18 protein-coding genes and 1 pseudogene are annotated in these 20785 nt (G+C 44.0%); 12 read left to right on the top strand and 7 right to left on the bottom strand.

All coding sequences use genetic code 11. The annotated features are described in order from the left end of the window. The 4 genes from PHF18_RS15710 to PHF18_RS15695 all read left to right on the top strand — a co-directional run. Positions 1-220, top strand: a 220-nt coding sequence (locus PHF18_RS15710; protein ID WP_300104465.1) for a hypothetical protein, incomplete at its 5' end; no start/stop codon positions are given. Between the two features lie 310 nt (positions 221-530). After that, positions 531-1250 carry a queuosine precursor transporter gene (locus tag PHF18_RS15705; protein ID WP_300104464.1) on the top strand — a complete coding sequence of 240 codons (720 nt, stop codon included), beginning with the start codon at positions 531-533 and terminating at the stop codon, positions 1248-1250. A 528-nt stretch (positions 1251-1778) separates the two neighbouring features. After that, entirely contained in the window at positions 1779-4343 is a 2565-nt protein-coding gene (locus tag PHF18_RS15700; protein WP_300104463.1) for an S-layer protein domain-containing protein, read from the top strand. A gap of 272 nt (positions 4344-4615) precedes the next feature. Next, entirely contained in the window at positions 4616-5077 is a 462-nt protein-coding gene (locus PHF18_RS15695) for a YqaA family protein (protein ID WP_300104460.1), read from the top strand. Between the two features lie 96 nt (positions 5078-5173). Here the strand turns inward: PHF18_RS15695 and PHF18_RS15690 are convergent, their stop codons facing one another. Further along, the gene (locus tag PHF18_RS15690) at positions 5174-5305 is read right to left on the bottom strand and encodes a hypothetical protein (protein WP_300104459.1); all 132 of its coding nucleotides are present in this window, start codon (positions 5303-5305) and stop codon (positions 5174-5176) included. A gap of 622 nt (positions 5306-5927) precedes the next feature. On the opposite strand from PHF18_RS15690, the gene PHF18_RS15685 reads away from it, so the two are divergent. The 4 genes from PHF18_RS15685 to PHF18_RS15670 all read left to right on the top strand — a co-directional run bounded on the left by PHF18_RS15685 (position 5928) and on the right by PHF18_RS15670 (position 9244). Continuing rightward, on the top strand, positions 5928-6635 hold the full coding sequence (locus tag PHF18_RS15685; RefSeq protein WP_300104457.1) for an energy-coupling factor ABC transporter permease: 708 nt from the start codon (positions 5928-5930) through the stop codon (positions 6633-6635). Further along, positions 6632-6973 (top strand): energy-coupling factor ABC transporter substrate-binding protein, encoded by a 342-nt coding sequence (locus tag PHF18_RS15680; protein WP_300104455.1) that lies wholly within the window; start codon positions 6632-6634, stop codon positions 6971-6973. Before PHF18_RS15685 ends, PHF18_RS15680 begins: the two co-directional genes overlap by 4 nt. 115 nt (positions 6974-7088) lie before the next feature. Then, on the top strand, positions 7089-7871 hold the full coding sequence (gene cbiQ / locus PHF18_RS15675) for a cobalt ECF transporter T component CbiQ (protein WP_300104454.1): 783 nt from the start codon (positions 7089-7091) through the stop codon (positions 7869-7871). Positions 7872-7882: 11 nt separating this feature from the next. Continuing rightward, a complete protein-coding gene (locus PHF18_RS15670) occupies positions 7883-9244 on the top strand; it encodes an energy-coupling factor ABC transporter ATP-binding protein (RefSeq protein WP_300104452.1) in 1362 nt (453 codons plus the stop codon). 97 nt (positions 9245-9341) lie between these two features. On the opposite strand, the gene PHF18_RS15665 is transcribed toward PHF18_RS15670, so the two are convergent. The 3 genes from PHF18_RS15665 to PHF18_RS15655 all read right to left on the bottom strand — a co-directional run bounded on the left by PHF18_RS15665 (position 9342) and on the right by PHF18_RS15655 (position 11160). Continuing rightward, positions 9342-10175, bottom strand: coding sequence for a TIM barrel protein (locus PHF18_RS15665; RefSeq protein WP_300104451.1), 834 nt, complete (start codon positions 10173-10175; stop codon positions 9342-9344). A 111-nt stretch (positions 10176-10286) separates the two neighbouring features. Further along, positions 10287-10619, bottom strand: coding sequence for a hypothetical protein (locus PHF18_RS15660; RefSeq protein WP_300104449.1), 333 nt, complete (start codon positions 10617-10619; stop codon positions 10287-10289). 76 nt (positions 10620-10695) lie between these two features. Next, entirely contained in the window at positions 10696-11160 is a 465-nt protein-coding gene (locus PHF18_RS15655; RefSeq protein ID WP_300104448.1) for a phosphopantetheine adenylyltransferase, read from the bottom strand. Between the two features lie 296 nt (positions 11161-11456). On the opposite strand from PHF18_RS15655, the gene radA reads away from it, so the two are divergent. Together radA and PHF18_RS15645 are read left to right on the top strand one after the other, a co-directional pair. Next, positions 11457-12434: a DNA repair and recombination protein RadA gene (radA, locus tag PHF18_RS15650; RefSeq protein ID WP_300104446.1), complete on the top strand. Its 978-nt coding sequence runs from the start codon at positions 11457-11459 to the stop codon at positions 12432-12434. A 622-nt stretch (positions 12435-13056) separates the two neighbouring features. Then, on the top strand, positions 13057-13737 hold the full coding sequence (locus PHF18_RS15645) for a phosphoglycolate phosphatase (protein ID WP_048126118.1): 681 nt from the start codon (positions 13057-13059) through the stop codon (positions 13735-13737). A 1032-nt stretch (positions 13738-14769) separates the two neighbouring features. Here PHF18_RS15645 and PHF18_RS15640 read toward each other — a convergent pair. Next, a complete protein-coding gene (locus PHF18_RS15640) occupies positions 14770-15024 on the bottom strand; it encodes a PRC-barrel domain-containing protein (RefSeq protein ID WP_300104443.1) in 255 nt (84 codons plus the stop codon). Between the two features lie 147 nt (positions 15025-15171). After that, positions 15172-17565: a CDC48 family AAA ATPase gene (locus PHF18_RS15635; protein WP_300104442.1), complete on the bottom strand. Its 2394-nt coding sequence runs from the start codon at positions 17563-17565 to the stop codon at positions 15172-15174. A gap of 657 nt (positions 17566-18222) precedes the next feature. Here PHF18_RS15635 and PHF18_RS15630 point away from each other — a divergent pair. After that, the gene (locus PHF18_RS15630) at positions 18223-18990 is read left to right on the top strand and encodes an NAD+ synthase (protein WP_300104441.1); all 768 of its coding nucleotides are present in this window, start codon (positions 18223-18225) and stop codon (positions 18988-18990) included. 122 nt (positions 18991-19112) lie between these two features. Here the strand turns inward: PHF18_RS15630 and PHF18_RS15625 are convergent, their stop codons facing one another. Beyond that, entirely contained in the window at positions 19113-20399 is a 1287-nt protein-coding gene (locus PHF18_RS15625; RefSeq protein ID WP_300104440.1) for a tRNA(Ile)(2)-agmatinylcytidine synthase, read from the bottom strand. A 156-nt stretch (positions 20400-20555) separates the two neighbouring features. Between PHF18_RS15625 and PHF18_RS15620 the strand changes: the two are divergent. Further along, a pseudogene (locus tag PHF18_RS15620) lies at positions 20556-20785 on the top strand (transcriptional regulator); the annotation flags it as partial.

Here is a 20785-nt window from a genome sequence, read left to right as displayed (position 1 = left end):
TTTCAGATTGATTATTGATTTCAGATTGATTATTGATTTCAGATTGATTATTGATTTCAGATTGATTATTGATTTCAGATTGATTATTGATTTCAGATTGATTATTGATTTCAGATTGATTATTGATTTCAGATTGATTATTGATGATTCTGAGATTCTTGATGATTCTGCAGTTAATTCTTGGTTCTACAGGTCAGAAATCTTCTCTTCTAACTTATAACTTATGGATCTCCGGGTAGAATTTTAAAAAAGATGGCTGTTCCCCAGATTGGAGAGAGTTGGAGAACTTCTCTTGAGCGGAACGAATTCTCTTGAGCGGAGGTATTCTCCGGAGACTTCTGTGGTACGAAAATATGCACACTTTAAATAAAATGGGTAGTATTTCTATCTCCCGAATCTTGCAGTTTTGCAGATTTGCCTTCTCTTTAATTTTCAGCTCAGTATGTCCCTATCAGTCTATTTCAAGTTTCATCAATCCATTCCAAGCATCGATCCGTTTCAAGCTCCATAAAACCCGGTTGTGTTAAAAAATGTTTGTCTGGCTGTACTGGATTATCACTCTAACAATTGCTACATATGCGTCTGTTTATGTAATCAAAAAAATGCCTGAAAACGGTTTTACCGTGTTGACGGCTTTCTATGTGGTTTATCTGGTGGCTTCCCAGGTCCTTGCCACACGTATCATTGTCTTTGACCTTGGTTTTTACTCTTTCTACGCTCCTGCGGCAGTTTTCATCTATCCTTTTATTGCGCAGGTCGTGGATATGATTAACGAAGTCTACGGGGAGCGGAGAACGCATATCTCTATTTTCATAGCTTTTGCGACTCAGGTATTATTCGTTCTCTTCATAGGCATGGTCACAAATCTCAGCCCTGCCCCTTTCTTTGAGCTGGAAGATGCCTGGAAGAGCCTCTTTGGGCTGAGCATCAGGATTACTATTGCAAGCTGGGTTTCTTTTATGGTCTGTTCGAACCTTGACGCCTGGGTCTTTGCATCCCTTAAAAAACGCTTTTTCGAAAAAGAAAAGAATTTCAAGCACGATACCATGATAAACCCTTACATCTGGCTCCGTTCAAGTGCAAGTGACATTGTTAACCTCACACTGGATTCTCTGATTTTTGTTTTTATTGCTTTTTATGGAGTTATGCCTGTGATCCCTCTGTTTATAGGGCAGCTTATCAGTAAGAATATAATTGGTTTTCTGGATAATCCCTGGTTTGTGCTCTACAAAAAAATGCTAAATAAGTGAACTACAATAGTTGACGGGAAAATACGGGAAAATATAACAGATATTTTATATCTCTTTCAATTTTACTTTTTAAGTTATTTCAACTTTATTTTTCTGCTATTTTTCTGTTTTTTCTGCTTTTTCTGCTTTTTCTGCTTTTTCTGCTATTTTTCTGCTGTTTCTGCTATTTTTTTACCCACTTTACAAGTTTTCTGCGTTTTTACGATTTTTCTGCCTTCTTTGCTATTTTTCTGCGTATTCTATTCTTTTTATTTCCCCTTTCATTTTTCATTTTTCGAATACAAACTACCCAAAAACTTTTATCCAATCCCTGCAATACTTAGAACAGTATACTAGTTAAATGTTTTAATATTTTTAAATATGAATGGGGGTATCCGGATCCAGGAAAACTTCCAGGGAGTGTTCTGGAAACTTTTTGTTTCTATTTTTCTCCCAGGCTTCCGGACGGCTGCACCCTTGCTCCATCATATCAAAAGGAGGTCTAACTTGGGGATTAAAAATTATATAAAAATGTTATGTTTATTCCTGGTGATTGGACTGCTTTGTGAAACTGCAGCCGCACAGGTTTCAGGTTCAGAAGGTAACCGCATATGGGATGAAAACTCAAACCAGAACCTTACTTATACCTGGACGCCTCAGACGTACTCGGGCTTTTACTATGACCTGGATACCGGAGAAGGCTCCGAGACTATGACGGTCCAGCTTACCGAGGGCAGCCGGAGTATCCAGAGAAATGGGTTGCAGTATGAGACAAGACCCATTAATACGAAATTCGAATTTGAGGACTGGGGCTCTTATCAGGTTATAGGGTTTATGGCAGAGCGGTATTTTGCGGGATACACCGAAAATTCCAGCTTTGTAAAGGACGATGTCAGTGTTATTTCGGAAGGGCAGCTTTCGAAGATCCTGATTGATAGTGATGACAGAAAATCCCTGTACACAGGCTCTTCCCTCATACTTGAAGAAGGTTATTCCCTGAACATTGTGGAAGTGGACATTAATGGGGATACCGTATGGGTACAGCTCGAAAAGGACGGAGATGTGATAGATGACGGCTTCCTCTCTTCCAACAATGACTATGTTTATGAAACCGATCTTGGGGACGCGGATGATGTACCTCTCATTGCAGTCCATTTAGCTCAGATCTTCAGTGGTAGAGAGACCAATGCGGTTTTTGTTGAAGGTATTTTCCAGATCTCGGACAAATATGTCCAGATTGAGAATGGGGACAGATTCGAGAAAATGGAAATAAGTTCCACTTCAAGTTCCGGAATCACAATGAAAAACCGTGATTCTATCACTCTTAGCAAGGGAAATACTATCGACATAATGGGAAAACTTGGCTTTGTTGTGGCTGATGCCAGCGAACTCCGCTTTGCCCCTATAGTCGAGACTTCCGAGCCCGGGATCTATGAATTGAGGGGAACGGTCTACGACGAAGTGTCTAATATAACTGTCTGGACCCCTTTCAACTTTGAAGGGTTCTATTACAGCATCGATGAAAATATCTCCACCGAAAGCCTGACCCTCAAAGAAGTAATCAGTGGGAGGTCAATTGATGACGGAGATCTTGTTTATTCCTCCACCCCGGCTCTTGTGAAATTCGAGCACGAAGGTTGGGGAAGCTATGAGGTTGTCGGGTTCATGGCAGAGAAGTATTTTGCAGGCTATCCTGATAATACCCTTGGAAATTCAAAGAGCGTGAGTGTGCTTTCGGACGATATCCTCGCAAAAGTCCTTATCGATGACGATAACAAAAAGTCGATGTTTACGGGATCTTCAATAGCTCTCGAGAACGGTTACTCACTCAAGGCTTCAGAAGTTGACGTTAACGGAGAAAGAGTGCTCTTTGAGCTGTATAAAGATGGGAAGCAGCTGGATTCGGGAATAGTTTCCCAGAATGGGGACTATGTATACGAAGCAGACATCGGAGGAGCTGAAGAAGTCCCGGTGATCGCAGTCCACGTAAGCACTGTCTTCCGGTCGCGGGAAACCGATGCAGTGTTTATAGAAGGGGTCTTCCAGATCTCAGACGATTACCTTGAGCTTTCCCAGGGCGATTCTTTCGGCAGGATGGAAATAAGCACGATTTCCAGCTCAGGGATTACAATGAAAAACGAGGACTCGATTTCTCTCTCAAAGGGCAATACCGTTAACCTGATGGGCAACGTTAAGTTCAGGGTGGCTGATTCTTCTGTCCTGCGTTTCTATCCCTTTGTTGAAGTCGAGAGTGGTGAACAGGATCAGCTGGAAATCGAAGTTCCAGAAGTCCTTGTGGTCGGACAGGCGGCAGAAATCCTGGTCACAGCAAGAAGCGCTTCAGTCAGCGATGTTGAAATCCTCCTTGACGGTAAGAGCATCGGGACCACAGGAGACGACGGAACTCTTACGTACACCCCAGGTCAGGAAGGCAGCTTCACATTATCTGCAAACAAGGCAGGGTATATCTCCGGGACTAAGGACATGGACGTTGTCGGTGCAGGTGTCCTGAAGCTGTTGCTTTCAATCTCTCCGGAAACCATAAGGGAAGGAGACCAGATTAGTATAAAGGTTACCGACTCTGTAGAAAACAAACCTGTCTCCGGAGTGGATGTCTACTTCGGCGGACAGAAGGTTGAAGGACAGACGGGTACAGATGGCAGTGTATCTTACTGGGTAACTGCTCCGGGTACATATACGGTAAATGCTACAAAAGCAGGTTATGAGGAAGGAAAAACAGTTATTGAGGTTTCTGAAGATAAAGCCAATTTTGAATTTTCGGACTTCTCAATTGAGCCTGCTTCTGTTGAGGGCGGAGACGCGGTTGCAATCAAGGTGAACGTTGAAAACACTGGCAACATTGCCGGAGAAACCGAAGTGGAACTGCTGATCAACGGCGAATCCGTAGATTCCGAAACCGTGAGCCTGGAAGCTGGCGCAAGTACAGTGGTTGAATTCTCCCATACCGAGAAAGAAGCAGGGGCATATACGGTTGAGGTAGGAGGTCTGAGCGGAAGTTATGACGTAACGAAGTCAGCTCCTTTCTTCAGCGGAATTGCAACTCTCGGAATACTCGCCACGGCATTTATACTGCTCCGGAAAAGAAGGGACTAAACCATTTTTGGTACTTCTTCTGTAGCAGGGACCGGAAATTAATTTTTTGATTCCGGTCTTTTTCTTCTTTTTTTCTTCACATTTTTAACCTTATAGTTTTCTGGGTCTTCTTCTTATTTTCAACCTTATAGCTTTCTGGATCTTAATTTGACAGGTTTCTGAGGTCTATAACCGACCGGAAGCCTTCCCTGATATTTTACCGGAGGCTTCCTCACGCAGGAATAAAATAATATAAATAGAATAGTAAGCAGGAATGTAAGAGAAGGAGTACCATGCTTGAAACCCTGAGTGCCTTTATTGCTGACTACGGTTACCTGAACCTTTTTATCCTGAGTTTTCTGGCTTCTACGGTTTTGCCTTTCGGGTCGGAGGCTCTTGTAATCGCTCTAGTTTACCAGGGGTTCAGCCCTTTTAATGTAGTTATGGTAGCTACCACTGGCAACTTTCTCGGGTCATGCACCACTTACTACCTGGGTTTAAAAGGGCGGCACGTACTTGAAAAGTATCTCTCTCCTTCCCCCGAACAGCTAGACAAAAGTGAAAGGCTTTTTAACAAATATGGGGTCTTTACCCTTCTTTTCACTTGGGTACCGGGTATAGGGGATGTGATTACCATGGTTGCAGGGCTTATGCAACTTCCTTTCAGGATTTTTTCAATCCTGGTCTTTCTGGGGAAATTCGGGCGTTATTTTGTACTTGCTTATTCAGTAGTGTTTTTTAATGGCGGATTTTAAGGGTTGCCATTGGTAAAATGAATCTAAGGCTTATCAAAGACTTATACTCAATAAAAAGAGATTTGGAACTTACAAATAGTAAAAGTAAAAAGAGCTTTAAGATCCTTCAGCCGCCAGTAGCTTCGATTCACTGTTTTTGTTGCGGGCAACTTTGATCTTTTCAAATCCAGTTTTTTCAGTTTTTGTTTTTTCCTTGTTTTGACTGCATTTTCTTTCATTTTCAAACAACTTTTCCTTATTCTGGTAGATTTTCCTTTTAAATCTTCTTATTTTTCTTCCACTGTATGCCCTTTCTGGCGATCTGGTTTCAAGACTTCTTCTCTAAACGAACCAAATGGATATATTTATATATCTCAGGGTACAATGTATTTTTGCTAAAGCAATTTTAGTTGATTTTTATTTGCTTTGCTTGCCATTTTGACCTGTCTTCCGGGTCCTCAAAACGGAATCAATGCTCGATTATAACCTCCATTTTTCTTTTTTCTTTTTCTTTTTTATATTTCTTCTTTATACGCAATTTTACTTTCTTTATCCAACTTTTTCAGTTTCCTGATACTGAAATTAGTTTATTTTTTCCTCAAGTTATTTTAATAATGTCTATAGCTGTGGATTTTCTTATCAATTATTCCTTTTTGAATATAATATCTATTTCGATTTATATATAATATTACTCAAGTTTGCTTGTTCTGTCCTATTCGCTCCAAATTTTAAGATTTGCATTACCTTTAAACTAATTTTATAGGTTCTTACGCACCTGCTTCTTCTTCACCGTAACCTTTATGTATCCATTAACTCAATTTAACTTTACTTAATCCCAGTAATATTTACTTGATATTCTTATGGTGATCCCATGCACATAATGGAAGGTTTTTTACCGAGTCCCTGGTGGCAAGCCTGGTTTGCAGTGTCAATTCCAGTGATAATGTACGGCATCTATAAAATGAATCGTCTGGTCAAAGAAAAACGCGAGATATTGCCTCTCCTTGCTGTCGCAGGTGCATTTATTTTCGTGCTATCTTCTCTTAAACTGCCTTCGGTAACCGGGAGCTGTTCTCATCCCACAGGGACAGGGGTCGCAGCAATTATTTTCGGGCCGGCAATCTCTGCAGTTCTCGGAATCATTGTGCTTCTTTACCAGGCACTTTTCCTTGCACACGGAGGACTAACAACCCTTGGAGCAAATGTCTTTTCCATGGGCATCGTTGGCCCGGTGGTGGCATACCTGGTCTATAAAGCAGGAATGAAAGCAAATATCAATTTCTATGCTGTGGTTTTCCTTGCAACGGCTTTTGGAGACTGGGCAACTTATGTGACCACTTCTGTGGAACTTGCTCTTGCATATCCTGCAGGCGGAGTACTCACCTTTGCAGGTTTTATGAGCTCATTCGGCAAATTTGCCGTTGTCTTTGCAGTTACTCAGGTGCCTCTCGCAATCATGGAAGGAGCTGTCAGTGCCCTGCTCTTCAAGTATGTGGTAAACGTCAAGAGTGATATCCTGATTGAAATGAAAGTCATTGAAGCTTCGATCGTGAAAAAACTGAGAGGGATTTCCGCATGAGCAGAAAACTGGAAATTATTGTACTTGCAATTCTTCTGGTCTTTACAGTGCAGTTCGTTTATATGTCGTCCACAACGGATGCCGAATATGGAGGAGCTGACGGAGAAGCTGAAAATGTGATTAACGATATTACTGGTGGAACCTACGAACCAATTGCAGAACCTTTCTGGGAACCTCCAAGCGGGGAAATTGAAAGCCTGCTTTTCGGCCTTCAGGCAGCTATCGGTGCAGGGATCATCGGTTACTTCCTTGGCTATTACAGAGCCAAAAGCCGCTATGAAGACGACCTCGGATACAAAGACAAGAGTAAGCCTGATAGCGACAGGCAATCTCAATAATTTCTTCTTCTGCCTTTTTACTATCCTTCCCTCCAGGGAGGAAAGTTTTTATCTTTTGCCTTTTATTTTTAACCTTTGATTTTTGCTTTCATCTACCTATCTGCAGGTTCCCCACATGACCAATATCCTTGATGATTATGCCCTTATGAGCCCTCTCAGGCACCGTAACAACTGGTTGAAGCTGGTAATCGTTCTTTTCGGGCTGCTTGTCGGAGTCTCATCCACGTCCCCTATAACTCCTCTTTTCATAGCCCTTTGCATGAGCTTTACAACAGTTGCTTTCGGCAGGGCTCCCCTTAAATTATACCTGAAACTCCTGCTCGCCCCAGTAGGCTTTGCACTCACAGGTGTGGTTATCATTGCTTTTTTCTCCGGATCGGGGCAGGCGCTTCTATCCTTCAACCTTGCAGGTTATCCTTTCTCGGTAAGGGTAGATGGGCTTGAGCTTGCTCTTCTGGTGCTTTCCCGGTCCTTAAGCGGGATGTGCTGCCTTTACTTCCTTTCGCTTACAACTCCTATGATAGAACTCTTTGCCGTGTTCAAGGCTACCGGGCTTCCTGAATCCCTCATCGAGCTTTCCATGCTGATTTACCGGTACATCTTTGTTTTCCTGGACATGGCCCTTTCCATAAAGTATGCCCAGACTGTGAGGTTAGGCTACTCAAACTTCAGGCGTTCCCTCAGTTCAATTGGCATGCTTGGAAGTACACTTTTTATAAGGTCCTGGGAACAGGGTGACAAACTCTTCCTTGCCATGAATTCCAGGTGCTATGACGGAAAAATGACTCTCTTCGAAGTGCACAGGCCTGTAAGGGCAATAGAACTACTGCTAACCTCTGTTTACTTCCTTTCAGCTCTTGCACTATTTTATTTTACAAAAAACATATCCATCCTTTGAGGTAACATATTATGATTATTCTTGAGACCAGGGGCCTTAAATACACCTACCCTGACGGGACTGCAGCTGTCCAGGGTATAAACATCGAGATCAAAAAAGGAAAAAAGATTGCCTTTGTAGGGCAAAACGGCTCCGGAAAGTCCACGCTTTTCCTGCTCCTGAATGGGACCTTAAAGCCAGATGAAGGGGAGATCCTCTTTCATGGAGCCCCTTTTAAGTACGATTCAAAGTCCCTCCGGGAAATCCGAAAATCCATAGGAATAGTTTTTCAGAATGCTGATGACCAGATCTTTGCCCCTACAGTGTATCAGGACGTAGCTTTTGGGCCGGCAAACCTGGGATATTCAAAAGAAAGAGTCGGTGCCTGCGTACAGCAAGCCCTTGAACAGGTAGGACTTTCCACCTTGAAGGACAAGCCTCCCCACCATCTCAGCGGAGGGCAGAAAAAGAGGGTTGCAATTGCAGGGGTGATGGCAATGGAACCCGAGGTAATCATTCTGGACGAACCCCTCTCAAACCTTGATCCGGTGGGTGCGGATGAAATAATGGATCTGCTCAACGAATTTAACCAATTCGGGAGTACGATCATCATTTCCACTCATGATGTGGACCTGGCTTACCGCTGGTCTGATTATGTGTACCTTGTGTCAAACAGCAAACTTATAGGGGAGGGAACGCCTGTCGAGGTCTTCAAAGAGCATGAGCTTCTTAAAAAAACAGGGCTGCGCCAGCCCACTACTCTTGAAATATATCATGAAATTGAGAGAAGAGGGCTTGCATACGGCAAAAATTCCCCTAAAAGCATACCTGACCTTGTCAACACTTTAAAGCCGCTTGACCTTATGTGGGTTGATGTCCCTCCCGGAGTCCGGGAAGGTGACAACCTGAATCTCGGAGTTATGTATGGGGAATATGCGACCCAGTCTCCTTATGAAGCGATTAATGCCACGGTTCTGCATATCCATCCTGACGGCAGGGCTATTGTTGAGCTGAAGCGCAAAGGAATCAAAGCTGGTGGGGTTCTGCTTTACGATACTGACAGCTATTCCCTGCCAGAAGTCAGGCAGATCCTGAAAGATGGAGAAATTGCCTTCGTGGGGGCAATGGGCAAGAAAAGCAAAACTCTTGCCGAACAGGACGGAATTCACCTGGACGTTACCTCCGGCGTTATAGACAAGTCGATTCTGATGGCACTCTGTGGAAAACGCTGCCTTATCCTCACAGCAGGCGGAATGATGGATCATGCCCTGAAAAGAACCAGGGAGTATGTAGAAAAAAGCGGGATAGAGTTTACCGTGGGTGTGGTTAACAGGGAAGGCGGGTGCAAATGGGTTGAAGATGAGGATAGCAACCCTGAGGTTTTTGAGGTATGATTTTTTTCTTCCTCTCTTCTTCTTTTTCCTCTCTTCTTCCCTTTCTTCTCTTCTTCTTTTTCCTCTCTTCTTCCCTTTCTTCTCTTCTTCCCTTTCCTTATATTTCACTATAAGTTTTCTTTAACAGAAGCGCGTCTTCTTCCAGGATCGGGCTTTCGCAAATGACTCGCCCCCGAACTTTGAATTCTTTAAGGGCTTTTAAAAGTTCTGGATAATTAAAGTCTGATTCTTTAAGGGCCAGATGTTTCCTTTCCCCGTTTTTGTTATATTCTATTCCCGAAACATGCATGTGCATGTTTGCAAGCCCTTCTTTTCCAAGGGCATCTTCTACTTTTGAGAGGATTGCCGTAAATTCGGGATAGGAGTTTTCCTTCCCTTCTCTTGCGTGCATGTGGGAAAAGTCCAGGCAGGGCATAACCCCTTCGATTTCTTCGCTTAAGGCAAGCACTTCTTCAAGAGTTCCAAACTGGGAACGCTTGCCCATGGTCTCAGGACGAAGGACTGCAGGTATCCCTTCTCCCCTGAGCTGCTCTGTAAGCTCTCGGAGGGCTTTAGAGACATTTTCATAGGTTGTTTGCTTGCTGCTCTTCTGGTAAAAGGCTGCGTGCAGTACGATGGACTCTGCTCCGCAGAGGCTGCCTATCCTTGCAGCCTGGTAGATCCTTTCCATGCTGGCGTTTAATTTCTCTTTTTCCGGGGAGTTCAGGTTGATATAGTAAGGGGCATGTACGCTCAGGGCTACGTTTTCTCTTCCGGCCGTTTCCAGAACCTTTCCTGCCCCTTTTTCCCTCATGCGCACCCCCTGCACGAACTCGAGTTCCATACAGTCGAGCCCAAGTTCCCTGACCCGCTCAATTCCCGCAAGGCTATTGCTGGCTTTTGCACTTCTGGGAACTCCGGCAGTCCCAAAAAAAAGTTTTTCGGCTGACATGTTTTTCAAAACTTCTCTTTTTAAAATACCTTTTTTTTTGGCTACTTCTTTTTTGGATCCTTCTTTTCAGGCCCCTTCTTTTCAGAATATCCCTTTAGAATATTTTCCTGTTTAAAAAATTCCTACAAAGTCCTTTAACTGCTTTGCCCTTTCCGGAGATACCTTTTCCTCGACTACCGCTACCAGTTCCTCAAGGTCTTCGTCCAGGGACTGGACATCTTCCTTTCCTTCAAGGGCAAGTCCCACAAGGTAGTCAAGTTCTTCTGCGTTCAGCCTCTCGAGCCTTTCCCTGAAGTCTTCCGGAGATTCGGCAAACTTGTGTGATATCGGGCGCAGGATGAAAGGAAAGTGGTGCCCTGCTTCCCTTGAAATCTGATTTCCTCCTGCTTCTGGAGCAAGCTTGTTAAAAATCTCAATGTCTTTTTGTGTGAATTCTCTAGGCATGTTATCACTTTATAATTCTGTCCTGATTTATATCTGTTGAGGGGGGTATGCCTGAAAAATACATCTATTTCGGACTTTAAGCCTCTGTTTTTAATCTGCCGTGCCTGTCAATTTCCCCTTTTGCAATCCTTGTGGATGAAATTGGGGTTCCGTCTTCAGCCATCACATATTCAACGTACAAAATTTCAAGAGGTTTTTTTCCTTTTTTCTCTCTGATGCAGTTAATTTTCAGGGCAACCGGATAGGTCTCAGGGGAGACCACTATATAGTCGAAGTCCTCTTCCAGAGTCGGGCCGTAGGGGTCGTTTAGCCTTGTAACCTCATATTTTTCTTTCGGAATCTCCATCTTATTTATGTACTCAAGCAGTCGGACACTCCTTTTTTCATAGCTCTCGACGTTGTGGCATTTTTGCAACATTTCGTCCGAAGTCAGCCCTATGTGGACTTTTCCGCTCCTTGCTATCTCAAACGCTTTTTCAATTAATCTGGCGTGTCCGTCATGAAGATACTGAAACGTACCGCCTAAGGCGACTTTTGGCATGATGGGTGATAATCTACTAAAGTAAAAAGACGTTTTGGTTTTTTTCGGCTTTTTCCGGTTTTTTTTCAGTTTTCTGGAAGATTTCTTTATTTTTCCCCTTTCTTTTGTAAGTGTAACTGTCAGAAAAATACCTCTTATTTTCCTCTGTTTTGCCAGGTTTTGCAGCATTATAACTGCGTTTTACAGGCCCTTCTGAATACTTTCACCCCGCTTCCTTCAGCTATATATACCTGCAAACCATAGTGAAGCAACTGTCATGCACCTTATACAAACATGTGCATCTAGGAGAATATGTAATGAGCGAAATAGCACTTGAAGACCTGCCAGGAGTTGGCCCTGCAACTGCAGAAAAACTCAAAGAAGCCGGATTTAACACAATTGAAGCAGTGGCCGTAGCCTCACCTGCTGAACTTGCAAATACAGCCGAGATCGGAGAATCAACTGCCGCAAAAATCATCAATGCTGCAAGGCAGGCTGCTGATATCGGGGGATTTGAAACCGGAGATATTGTGCTTGAAAGAAGGAAACTTGTAGGAAAGCTGACTACCGGTTGTACGGAATTTAACGAAATGATGGGTGGGGGCATAGAAACCCAGGCTATTACCGAACTGTACGGAGAATTCGGTTCCGGAAAGACCCAGGTGGCTCACCAGCTCGCAGTGAATGTCCAGATGGACAGGGAACACGGGGGCCTCGATGGTTCCGTTATTATAATCGACACTGAAAATACCTTCAGGCCGGAAAGGATCACCCAGATGGTAAATGGGCTTTCCGAGAAGTACGGGATGGAACTTAATCCTGAAGAATTCCTGCAGAATATCCATGTCGCCAGAGCATACAATTCCAATCATCAGATACTTCTTGTAGACTCCGCAACAGACCTGGCAAACGAGCTAAGGGAAATGGGCAAACCTGTCCGCCTGCTGATCGTTGACTCTCTTATGGCTCATTTCAGGGCTGAATACGTCGGAAGGGGAACTCTTGCCGACAGACAGCAGAAACTCAATAAGCACATGCACGGCCTGCTTCGTTTCGGGGACTTATTCAATGCCTGTGTGGTTGTGACAAATCAGGTAATGTCAAAGCCCGATGCCTTCTTTGGGGATCCCACAAGGCCGGTCGGAGGACATATTGTGGGGCACACGGCAACCTTCAGACTCTACCTGCGGAAATCCAAGGGAGAAAAAAGAATCATCCGTCTGGTTGACTCTCCCAACCTGCCTGAAGGAGAAGCGATTGTCGCAGTTACTACAGCCGGAATTACTGATCCGTGAAAGGTTTAAGGTCAGTTAAGGTTAGTTAATTTAAAGAAGCAGATTTAAGGATAATCTGAGTTAAAAAAGCAGAGTTAAGGTTTATCTCCCGAAGTGGGAAGACTCCTTCCTCGGACAATCCGGTAGAACCGGATTGGACAGGTGGAAGATGAGAGCGTCAACCTCTACTCTTATCGTTTTTTAATTATGAAAATCTATAGAAACTTTGCGGATAATATAATATTAGATTTTGCTGTCACCACTAACCTACCGCTTTCTAAGGTTCACTTCATAACTTATGCGAAAACCAAGCGAAGGGAACTTAAGCATCAGGCAGTTGGATACCAGAGGCAAGAATCATCCTGAAGGGATCGGGATTAAGCCGTGGAAAGACGGTAGTCACAGAACATCTCTATCACACTCATATTTTCACCGAAGGGATTTCGGGTAGAGCCTGTGGACTTGGAAAAAACGGCAACCGCCAAGTATGAAGCAGGAAGCTCCTTCCTCAAAAACTTGAGCTATTAAGCGAAAGTTTTAGGGAGGGGTAGTTCACAATCAAAATAGCCTTACACATCCGGACATACATTCAAAAAACTATGGATGGGGAAACATTTTATCTCCCCGTTCCCATCTCTTTTCAATGAAATTCAAAGCTATTGTCGTTGACATTGACGGGACAATTACCTGTGAAAACAGGGAACTCCACCTGGGAGCCGTCAAAAAAATCCGTTCCCTTAAAGTTCCGGTAGTCCTTGCCACAGGCAACACTCTATGTTATGCAAGGACAACATCAAAGCTTCTCGGCCTGGACGGAGCTGTGATCGCCGAAAACGGAGGTGCTATTACTGTCCGCTATGATTTGAATGGCACTTTTGAAGAAAGCCTGGAAGAATGTGAAAAAGCCTTCTCTTTCCTATCCGAACATTTCAAGCTCACCAAACTCGATCCCTTCTACCGAAAAACCGAGATAGCCCTCCGGCGGGACTTTGACCTTGAAAAAGCCAGATCTCTTCTGAAAACTCAAAAATTTGATGTCGAAATGGTTGATACCAAGTATGCAGTCCACATCAAAAGTACCCGAGTCAACAAAGGCTCAGGCCTCCGAAAGATTGCAGGAATGATGGGGCTTGCAGCTTCGGACTTTGTGGCAATAGGGGATTCTGCAAATGATGTTGAGCTATTTGAGGCTGCAGGTTTCGGGATTGCTGTTGCAAACGGCGATAAGCAAATTAAGGAAGGTGCAGATTATGTAACTGAAACCTCTTTTGGGGAGGGGGCAGTAGAAGCCTTCGAGTATCTGGAATCGAAAGGCTGGATATAAAAATCGACATATGCGGTTTCTTGATTTAACTCTCAGGATTTAACTCTCAAACGCTGAACAGGTCTTTCAGCCCAAGTTCCCACTGCTCCCAGAGTTCTTTCCTATTCCCACATTTCTTTCCTATTATTACACAAAAAAACCAATAACTCAATATAAATAGAAACATACCGAAAACTCTAAGAAGGAGGTCACCTTCTCCTTGCATTCAATATCACAGGAAAATTAAGAGGAGCAAGTAAAACGTCACCTTTCGAAGTACAAATGTCAGTAAGTGCATTATTTTTGTCGTCCATATGTGCAATACTGTTATTCCTCGCCCACAAGTTTTTTGCCTGGCAGAGCTCAAAATATCATCAGGTGAATCCTTTTGTGAATACCTTGAAGAGGATTAAGATGATGAAGATTTCATGGGAAAGAGGGAACATCGTGAAATTTATGATTAATATTCATGGGGGGATGAAATAAAGGAAATATTTTTGGTTTTCTGGCTCAGTTACTTAAAGCATTTGAATCACATTTGAAATGTAGGTGCTTTGAGTCCATAATCAAACACTTAATTATAAAAGTTAAAACTTTTTTTGCTCAAAATTAATAAAAACAGCAAAAATGCTATTCCCTTTAGAGCCTGCCCGAAAAGGGGTCATCTACTCTGATTTTTTGGATAGGCTCTTAGTAGCTATGCTTGAAACCAGGTTGAAGTATTTTCCACCCTCGGCTTTCCTCATTCCAATATCTCTACGGGCATAGTCATTATCACACGAAAGCTTCAAACGGAGCTAGAATCCCTTCTTATCAACCTGAATTAGAAAAGTTCAACTAAAAAAGTTCAACTAAAAAAATTCAGAATTAAAAGAAAAGTTCCTTAGATTAAAACAAACCGGGATTAGAACGGTGTTTCCAGAGATTGAATAGAAAGAATTAAACGAAGAGTTCCTCTGGGCTGAAATAAATGTAGAATGAAAACGAAAACAAAATATGAAAGGAAATGAAAGAAAAAGAAAGTAAACAAATTCTTTCCTTCCCTTTTTCAATTCATGCCCTTGCTTTCATTTTGTCTACTATAATATAGTCCTTGATGGCGCTTACGGAGTCGAAAGGAATCAGGATATAGTTATCTTCTTTTTTGTATCTTGATACATCAAAGGTTGGATTGGGGCTGACCACAAGGTCAATTATATGTCCTCCTTTGATTTCAACTACAATGTTGCTCAGCGTTCCTATCTCCGTTCCGTCGGTAGCCATCACCTGCTTGTTGAAGAGGAGGTTTCTTGAAAATACTTTCGACATTATTATCTTGTCTCCGTGCTCAGTGTCATGCGGAATTTGGGTAAAGCTGGCTTTTTGGTTTTAATGCTTTTACTTTTGATATTTTATTTAATTTGAAACTATCTTCTTTATAAACTCTTCCCTTTTAAGAGTTACTCATTTAAATTCTTACCTGTATCCCACAAGTCCAGCTGTCTCTATCGGTCTCTGACCTCCCTTAAACTGCTCCTCTATCTTCTCATAGAACTGAGCAATGTTCTCATTAATTGTGGGTTTTACTTTCTTAAGGGCTTCTTTGAAGTGCCTCATCTCAATCTTTTCGGTGTCGAAGTTCTCCCTGAGGGCAATCATTACAGCCTCTCTGCATATTGCTTCTATGTCAGAGCCCACATATCCCTCTGTTATACTGGCAAGGTTCTCAAGGTTCACGTCCTCTGCAAGAGGCGTATTCTTTGTGTGGATCTTAAATATCTTTATCCTGCCCTTAGGGTCAGGTGCCCCAATGTAAACCAGTCTATCAAAACGCCCAGAGCGGATGATTGCAGGGTCAAGCAGGTTAGGGCGGTTGGTTGCGGCAATTATGACCACGTCTTTGAGAGTTTCAAGCCCATCCATTTCAGTCAGTAGCTGGTTGAGTACCCTTTCCGAAGTCCGGTTGTCCGTATCCCCACTCTGCATCGCAGCAATGGAGTCGATCTCATCAAAGAAGACAACACAGGGAGCAACCTGCCTTGCTTTCTTGAAGGTTTCCCGAATTGCCTTTTCCGACTCTCCAAGCCACTTCGAAAACATCTCCGGCCCTTTGACGCTTATGAAATTGGCGTTTGACTCTTTGGCAACAGCCTGCGCTATCAGGGTCTTTCCCGTCCCTGGCGGGCCGTAAAGCAGGATTCCCTTTGGAGCTTTTATGCCCATCTGGATAAACTTTTCCGGGTTTTTAATGGGCCACTCGACAGCTTCAACAATCGAATGCTTTGCTTCATCCAGGCCCCCCACATCTTCCCAGCTAACCGAAGGCATCTCAACAAAGATCTCTCTCAGAGCTGAGGGTTCGGCTTCCATCAGGGCATCTTCAAAGTTCTTTTTAGTTACAACAATCTTTTCCAGCCTTTCAGGAGGAATTGTTTCTTTTTCGAGGTCAAGGTCAGGCAGGCTTTCTCTGAGGCAGCGCATTGCTGCTTCCTGCACGAGAGCCAGAAGATCCGCACCCACAAAGCCCTGCGTCCTCTCAGCCAGGTACATAAGGTACGGGTTCGGCTCCTCTTTCTTTTCCTGCTCTATGGCAGCTTCATCAATTTCTATTTCTGCTTCGATTCCGGTTCCGGCTTCAATTTCGGCTTCGATTCCAGTTCCAGCTTCGATTTCGACTTCAGCTTCGTGCTCGGTTATCCTGGTTTCTTCGTCTTTCTCAATTGGCATGCCCCGGGTGTGAATCTGCAGGATCTCGTACCTGTCTTTGGTATCCGGCACTCCAATATGGATTTCCCTGTCAAAGCGGCCGGGTCTCCTGAGTGCGGGGTCAATTGCATCCACACGGTTAGTAGCCCCTATAACCACTACCTGCCCTCTTTCCTCCATCCCGTCAAGAAGGGTCAGAAGCTGGGCAACCACTCGCCTTTCCACTTCCCCTGTTACGTTTTCCCTTTTTGGGGCAATGGAATCGATTTCATCAATGAAAATGACTGAAGGTGCGTCCTGGGTTGCATCTTCAAAGATCTTCCTTAACCTTTCCTCGCTTTCTCCGTAGAACTTTCCCACGATTTCAGGGCCTGCAATGTAATGGAAGCTTGCCCCAGATTCGTTTGCCACGGCTTTTGCAATCAGGGTCTTTCCGGTTCCGGGGGGGCCGTAGAGGATAACTCCCTTTGGAGGCTCTATATTGAGGTGGGCAAAGAGCTCCGGGTGTTTCATCGGCATCTCTATTATTTCCCGGACGCGCATGATCTCCTGTCCCAGCCCTCCTATATCTTCATAGGTGGTGACACCTCTGGTTGCTTTTTCGTAGCCCTGTACCGGCTTTTTCCGGAGCTCAATAATTGTTGCTTCCGTGATCAGGACAATGGTGTTTGCAGGGTCTGTCTCAACAGCAACCAGGGGAATTACCTGGCTTGTTGTCAGGGACTCAGTCATTGGCTGAGACATTGAGTTTATAATTGGAATTATGTCCCCTCTGAACACAGGCCTTTTCAGGATATGCCGCTTTATGATCTCATTTGCATGTTCCCCAAACTGCAGTTCAGGCCCACCCTGGGTCATGCTTTCCGGAAGTGCCAGAATAATCTTTTTTGCTTCCGGGGCTTCGACCTTTTTAATGGTCACCTTTTCCCCTATGGAAACTCCGGCGTTTTGCCGGATGAAATTGTCAATGCGCACGATTCCCTGTTCCCAATCCTGCCTGTCTGCTCTCCATACCTTTGCTGTGGTCTTTTTCTTCCCTTTTATCTCCACAATGTCACCGGGAGAGAGCTGAAGTTTCAGTAGCGCTGTAGGGTCAAGCCGGATAATTCCTCTTCCAAGGTCAATAGGATATGCCTTTTCAACCTTCAACTGTATTTCTTCCATTGGTCATCCCGAAAATAGTTGTCTTTTTGGTTGTAATTTTATCTGGTAATTAACTTTTATCTGGTAATGAAATAAAATGAACAGATGCCGGGTTTTTCCCGAATTTTCCGGATCGTGTAATTCTGGAATATCTATTTTCTATTATTAGATGCTCTTTTTATTTTAATGCCTGTCATCCGGGAAAATTTGTCCTGTATGCGCATTTACTCTGGACCAGTCCGGGCATCGAATCTGTGTCCGCAAGTCCTTGTCCTGGCGACATCCAGCTATTTTTTCACTCCCCTAAAATGTACTTTCGCCAGCAAAGGCACCTTTAGCACCCGGATTCCAGGATACCCAAGTGATGGGCAATTACTGAGTACTTTGAATACTCACGTATTTATATTATTATGTCCGGATTATAAATCTCCTATATTCCCTATTTATTAAATAAGTTTACCCTTAACTCTGTTTTCTCTGGAAGGTTAATATATTTACAGCATCTGTATAAAACTGTTTTATACAACCTGAATTAGCCTTTCAGATTAGCCTTTTAAATATTACATTATTCAGGCTTTCCGATGAACTAGAGTTTAAATTATATCTTGAACTTCGAGATAACCGGATTTCATATGCCTCAATTTCATATGATTCACAAAATTCCAGGAATTTAAAAGCATGGACCTTGAAAAAGCACAGAACAGGATTGTTGATTTTATCCGGAATGAGACTGGCAAAGCAGGTGTAAACGGGGCAGTTGTAGGGATTAGCGGGGGAATTGACTCCGCCCTTGCCGCAACTCTTGCTGTAAAAGCTCTGGGAAAAGACAGGGTTCTTGGCATTCATATGCCCGAAAGCAGCCTTACCCCTGCTGCTGACAGCGAAGATGCAAAAACTCTTGCCGACTGGCTCGGGATTGAGTATCGGACAATTGACATCTCAGGAATTGTCTCGGCTTTCATGGTTGCTGTTCCTGAGAGTGGATCCGCAGACAGGCTCACCAGGGGCAACCTGAAGGCAAGAACCCGGATGTCCCTTCTGTACTTCCACGCAAACCAGCTGAACCGCATGGTCATCGGGACAGGGAACAAAACCGAGCTCCTTCTTGGCTATTACACGAAGTATGGGGATGGAGGCGTTGATTTTGAACCTATAGGCGGGCTTTACAAGACTGAAGTATGGGAGCTTTCCCGCAGGCTCGGAATTCCGGAGCCTCTCATTACCAAAAAACCGTCCGCGGGATTATGGGCAGGTCAGACCGATGAAGCAGAACTTGGTATTTCTTACGTGAAGGTCGATGAGGTGCTCAGGATGCTTGAAGAAGGCGCGGAACCTGATAAAATTATAACTGATGTAGGGGTTTCTGCTGAACAGCTCAGCTCTGTTACCAGGCGCATTGAGAAAAACGAGCATAAAAGAAAAGCTCCGCCTGTGCCGGAACTATAACTCGTTTATCGAATTGAGGAAAAGACGGGCATAGACATAAAGAGATCTGAGCAATTTAAGTTTGTAGCACTGAGCCATTCAAGTTTGTAGCACTGAACCATTCAAGTTTGCAGCTTTCCCTCTTATCGGGCAGGGAAAAGTCTTATATCCTGGCGTTTTTCTCTTGCCAGAGGCTTTGCGAGGTGTCTCCTGGCACAGGGAGGGACTTCATAGAGCCCTGGTTCAAGGTCTCTCTCTGTCTCACATTTTACTTTTGAAAGGGAGAGCGTCCCACACTTTTTGCAGCGGAACCTCTGGCCCTGACCTGCAGACTTCATGTGTTTTCCGCACTCCGGGCACTTCGGGTTCTCTTCCCTGTAGACGGAGGTAAGAGCTTTAATTTCTATTTTTTCAATGTTCAGGGTCCCGGAAGTGACACTTCCTGAAAGGATGACCCGGTCTCCTGGCGCCAGTTTTCGGATAAGGGACCTGAAATTCTTTGTTGGTTCGAAGGCTGCGCAATCGATTTCGTCTCCTTCCATGTCCCGGACAGCAAAGATAACGTGTCCTCCTTCAATGGTTTTCGGGGCTGTCGAGACCGTACCTTCAAGCCTGTAAGAATGCATGTCCCTGATTTCAGAGATATTCTGTGCTGGCAGGAGGTGCATGTCCGTCCCCTGGTTTGTCCTGTACACAGCAAAGCGCTCAACAGGCTCTGCCCGGATCAGGGCTGCAGCTTTATTAACTATCTCAGGGTTTTCTCCCCTTATCCCGAATAATACCGGATCTCCCGAGTGAGGCACGCAGACTACCAGCCGATTCTTTAGATCTACAGTATCCCAGGTTTCAGGATAGGTTTCCCGGTCAGCTTCAAAAAAACTGTCTTTATCGACATCGCGTGGAGTTCCCCATTTATCTTTCTGCCTGTACGCCAGATGCTCGAAAGTGCAGTCCCACTCTTCAGGGTTCAGCATTGCCCCGCAGGCTGCAAGAGCGCCTATGATTCCCCTTCCGTTTTTGAAGCTTTTTGAGGCAATCCCGAGTTCTGAAATAAGGTCCTTTGCGTTATCTATTTCGATTACTTCTTTTACAGCCTCTTCCAGAAAACTCATAAGGACAGGTTTGAGGTTTTCGTAGTCTTTCTCCAGAATAAATACGGTTCCTGGATTGGTTTTTTCGCAATCCATGTGTGCAAGTTGCTCTATTCTGGATGTTACATGTGCAATTACTTTTTCAGGGCAGTTCGTTTTAAGTTTCAGGGCAACTGCTGCGTTACCTCTTGTTTTATAGGGGATGGTAGGGTTCAGGCGCACAAGGAGGGGCAGGGCTTCTACAGTCCCGTACTCCTGCAATTCTTCAAGCAGCAGGGCTCCCAGATATGTGGTGCACATACCTTCATTTGAGTCCGTGTCGTCAATTCCAATGATCATTTTTTTTCCGTATCCATTTTTATCCCTTAATATTTCTGCAATTCCGGAGCGGGGATGCCTTAGTTTTCGGGATTCTCCGGCTTGTTTTCTCTCGGTCAACATTATCCATGTAGGAGAAATATATATATAGATGTTCAAACAGAGATTGATACCGGAATGACAAAAGAGGTTCTCATACATCAAATTATTGATGTATTATCGCGTGCGGGTTTTGCACTCTCTGATCGATGTAATATACGTCCCAGGAGCTTTGATGTTGCCGCACGGAAATATGAAACACTATTACTTTGCAAGGTTTTATTTAACATTGACGGCCTGAACGAAGAAACAGCCAGGGAGATGAAATATCTTGCTGAGTACCTCGGAGGTTCCGCTATCGTTGTTGG

It is taken from the genome of Methanosarcina sp. (genome assembly GCF_028693135.1).
GTDB lineage: Archaea > Halobacteriota > Methanosarcinia > Methanosarcinales > Methanosarcinaceae > Methanosarcina.
The sequence above is the reverse complement of the archived record's forward strand: the minus strand, read 5'-3'. Positions and strand labels throughout refer to the sequence as shown.

Excerpts from the sequence above, each read along its gene's own strand:
- PHF18_RS15705 (WP_300104464.1), top strand. The coding sequence starts at position 531 with ATGTTTGTCTGGCTGTACTGGATTATCACTCTAACAATTGCTACATAT.
- PHF18_RS15695 (WP_300104460.1), top strand. The coding sequence starts at position 4,616 with ATGCTTGAAACCCTGAGTGCCTTTATTGCTGACTACGGTTACCTGAAC.
- PHF18_RS15685 (WP_300104457.1), top strand. The coding sequence starts at position 5,928 with ATGCACATAATGGAAGGTTTTTTACCGAGTCCCTGGTGGCAAGCCTGG.
- PHF18_RS15680 (WP_300104455.1), top strand. The coding sequence starts at position 6,632 with ATGAGCAGAAAACTGGAAATTATTGTACTTGCAATTCTTCTGGTCTTT.
- cbiQ (WP_300104454.1), top strand. The coding sequence starts at position 7,089 with ATGACCAATATCCTTGATGATTATGCCCTTATGAGCCCTCTCAGGCAC.
- PHF18_RS15670 (WP_300104452.1), top strand. The coding sequence starts at position 7,883 with ATGATTATTCTTGAGACCAGGGGCCTTAAATACACCTACCCTGACGGG.
- PHF18_RS15665 (WP_300104451.1), bottom strand. The coding sequence starts at position 10,175 with ATGTCAGCCGAAAAACTTTTTTTTGGGACTGCCGGAGTTCCCAGAAGT.
- PHF18_RS15660 (WP_300104449.1), bottom strand. The coding sequence starts at position 10,619 with ATGCCTAGAGAATTCACACAAAAAGACATTGAGATTTTTAACAAGCTT.
- PHF18_RS15655 (WP_300104448.1), bottom strand. The coding sequence starts at position 11,160 with ATGCCAAAAGTCGCCTTAGGCGGTACGTTTCAGTATCTTCATGACGGA.
- radA (WP_300104446.1), top strand. The coding sequence starts at position 11,457 with ATGAGCGAAATAGCACTTGAAGACCTGCCAGGAGTTGGCCCTGCAACT.
- PHF18_RS15645 (WP_048126118.1), top strand. The coding sequence starts at position 13,057 with ATGAAATTCAAAGCTATTGTCGTTGACATTGACGGGACAATTACCTGT.
- PHF18_RS15640 (WP_300104443.1), bottom strand. The coding sequence starts at position 15,024 with ATGTCGAAAGTATTTTCAAGAAACCTCCTCTTCAACAAGCAGGTGATG.
- PHF18_RS15635 (WP_300104442.1), bottom strand. The coding sequence starts at position 17,565 with ATGGAAGAAATACAGTTGAAGGTTGAAAAGGCATATCCTATTGACCTT.
- PHF18_RS15630 (WP_300104441.1), top strand. The coding sequence starts at position 18,223 with ATGGACCTTGAAAAAGCACAGAACAGGATTGTTGATTTTATCCGGAAT.
- PHF18_RS15625 (WP_300104440.1), bottom strand. The coding sequence starts at position 20,399 with ATGATCATTGGAATTGACGACACGGACTCAAATGAAGGTATGTGCACC.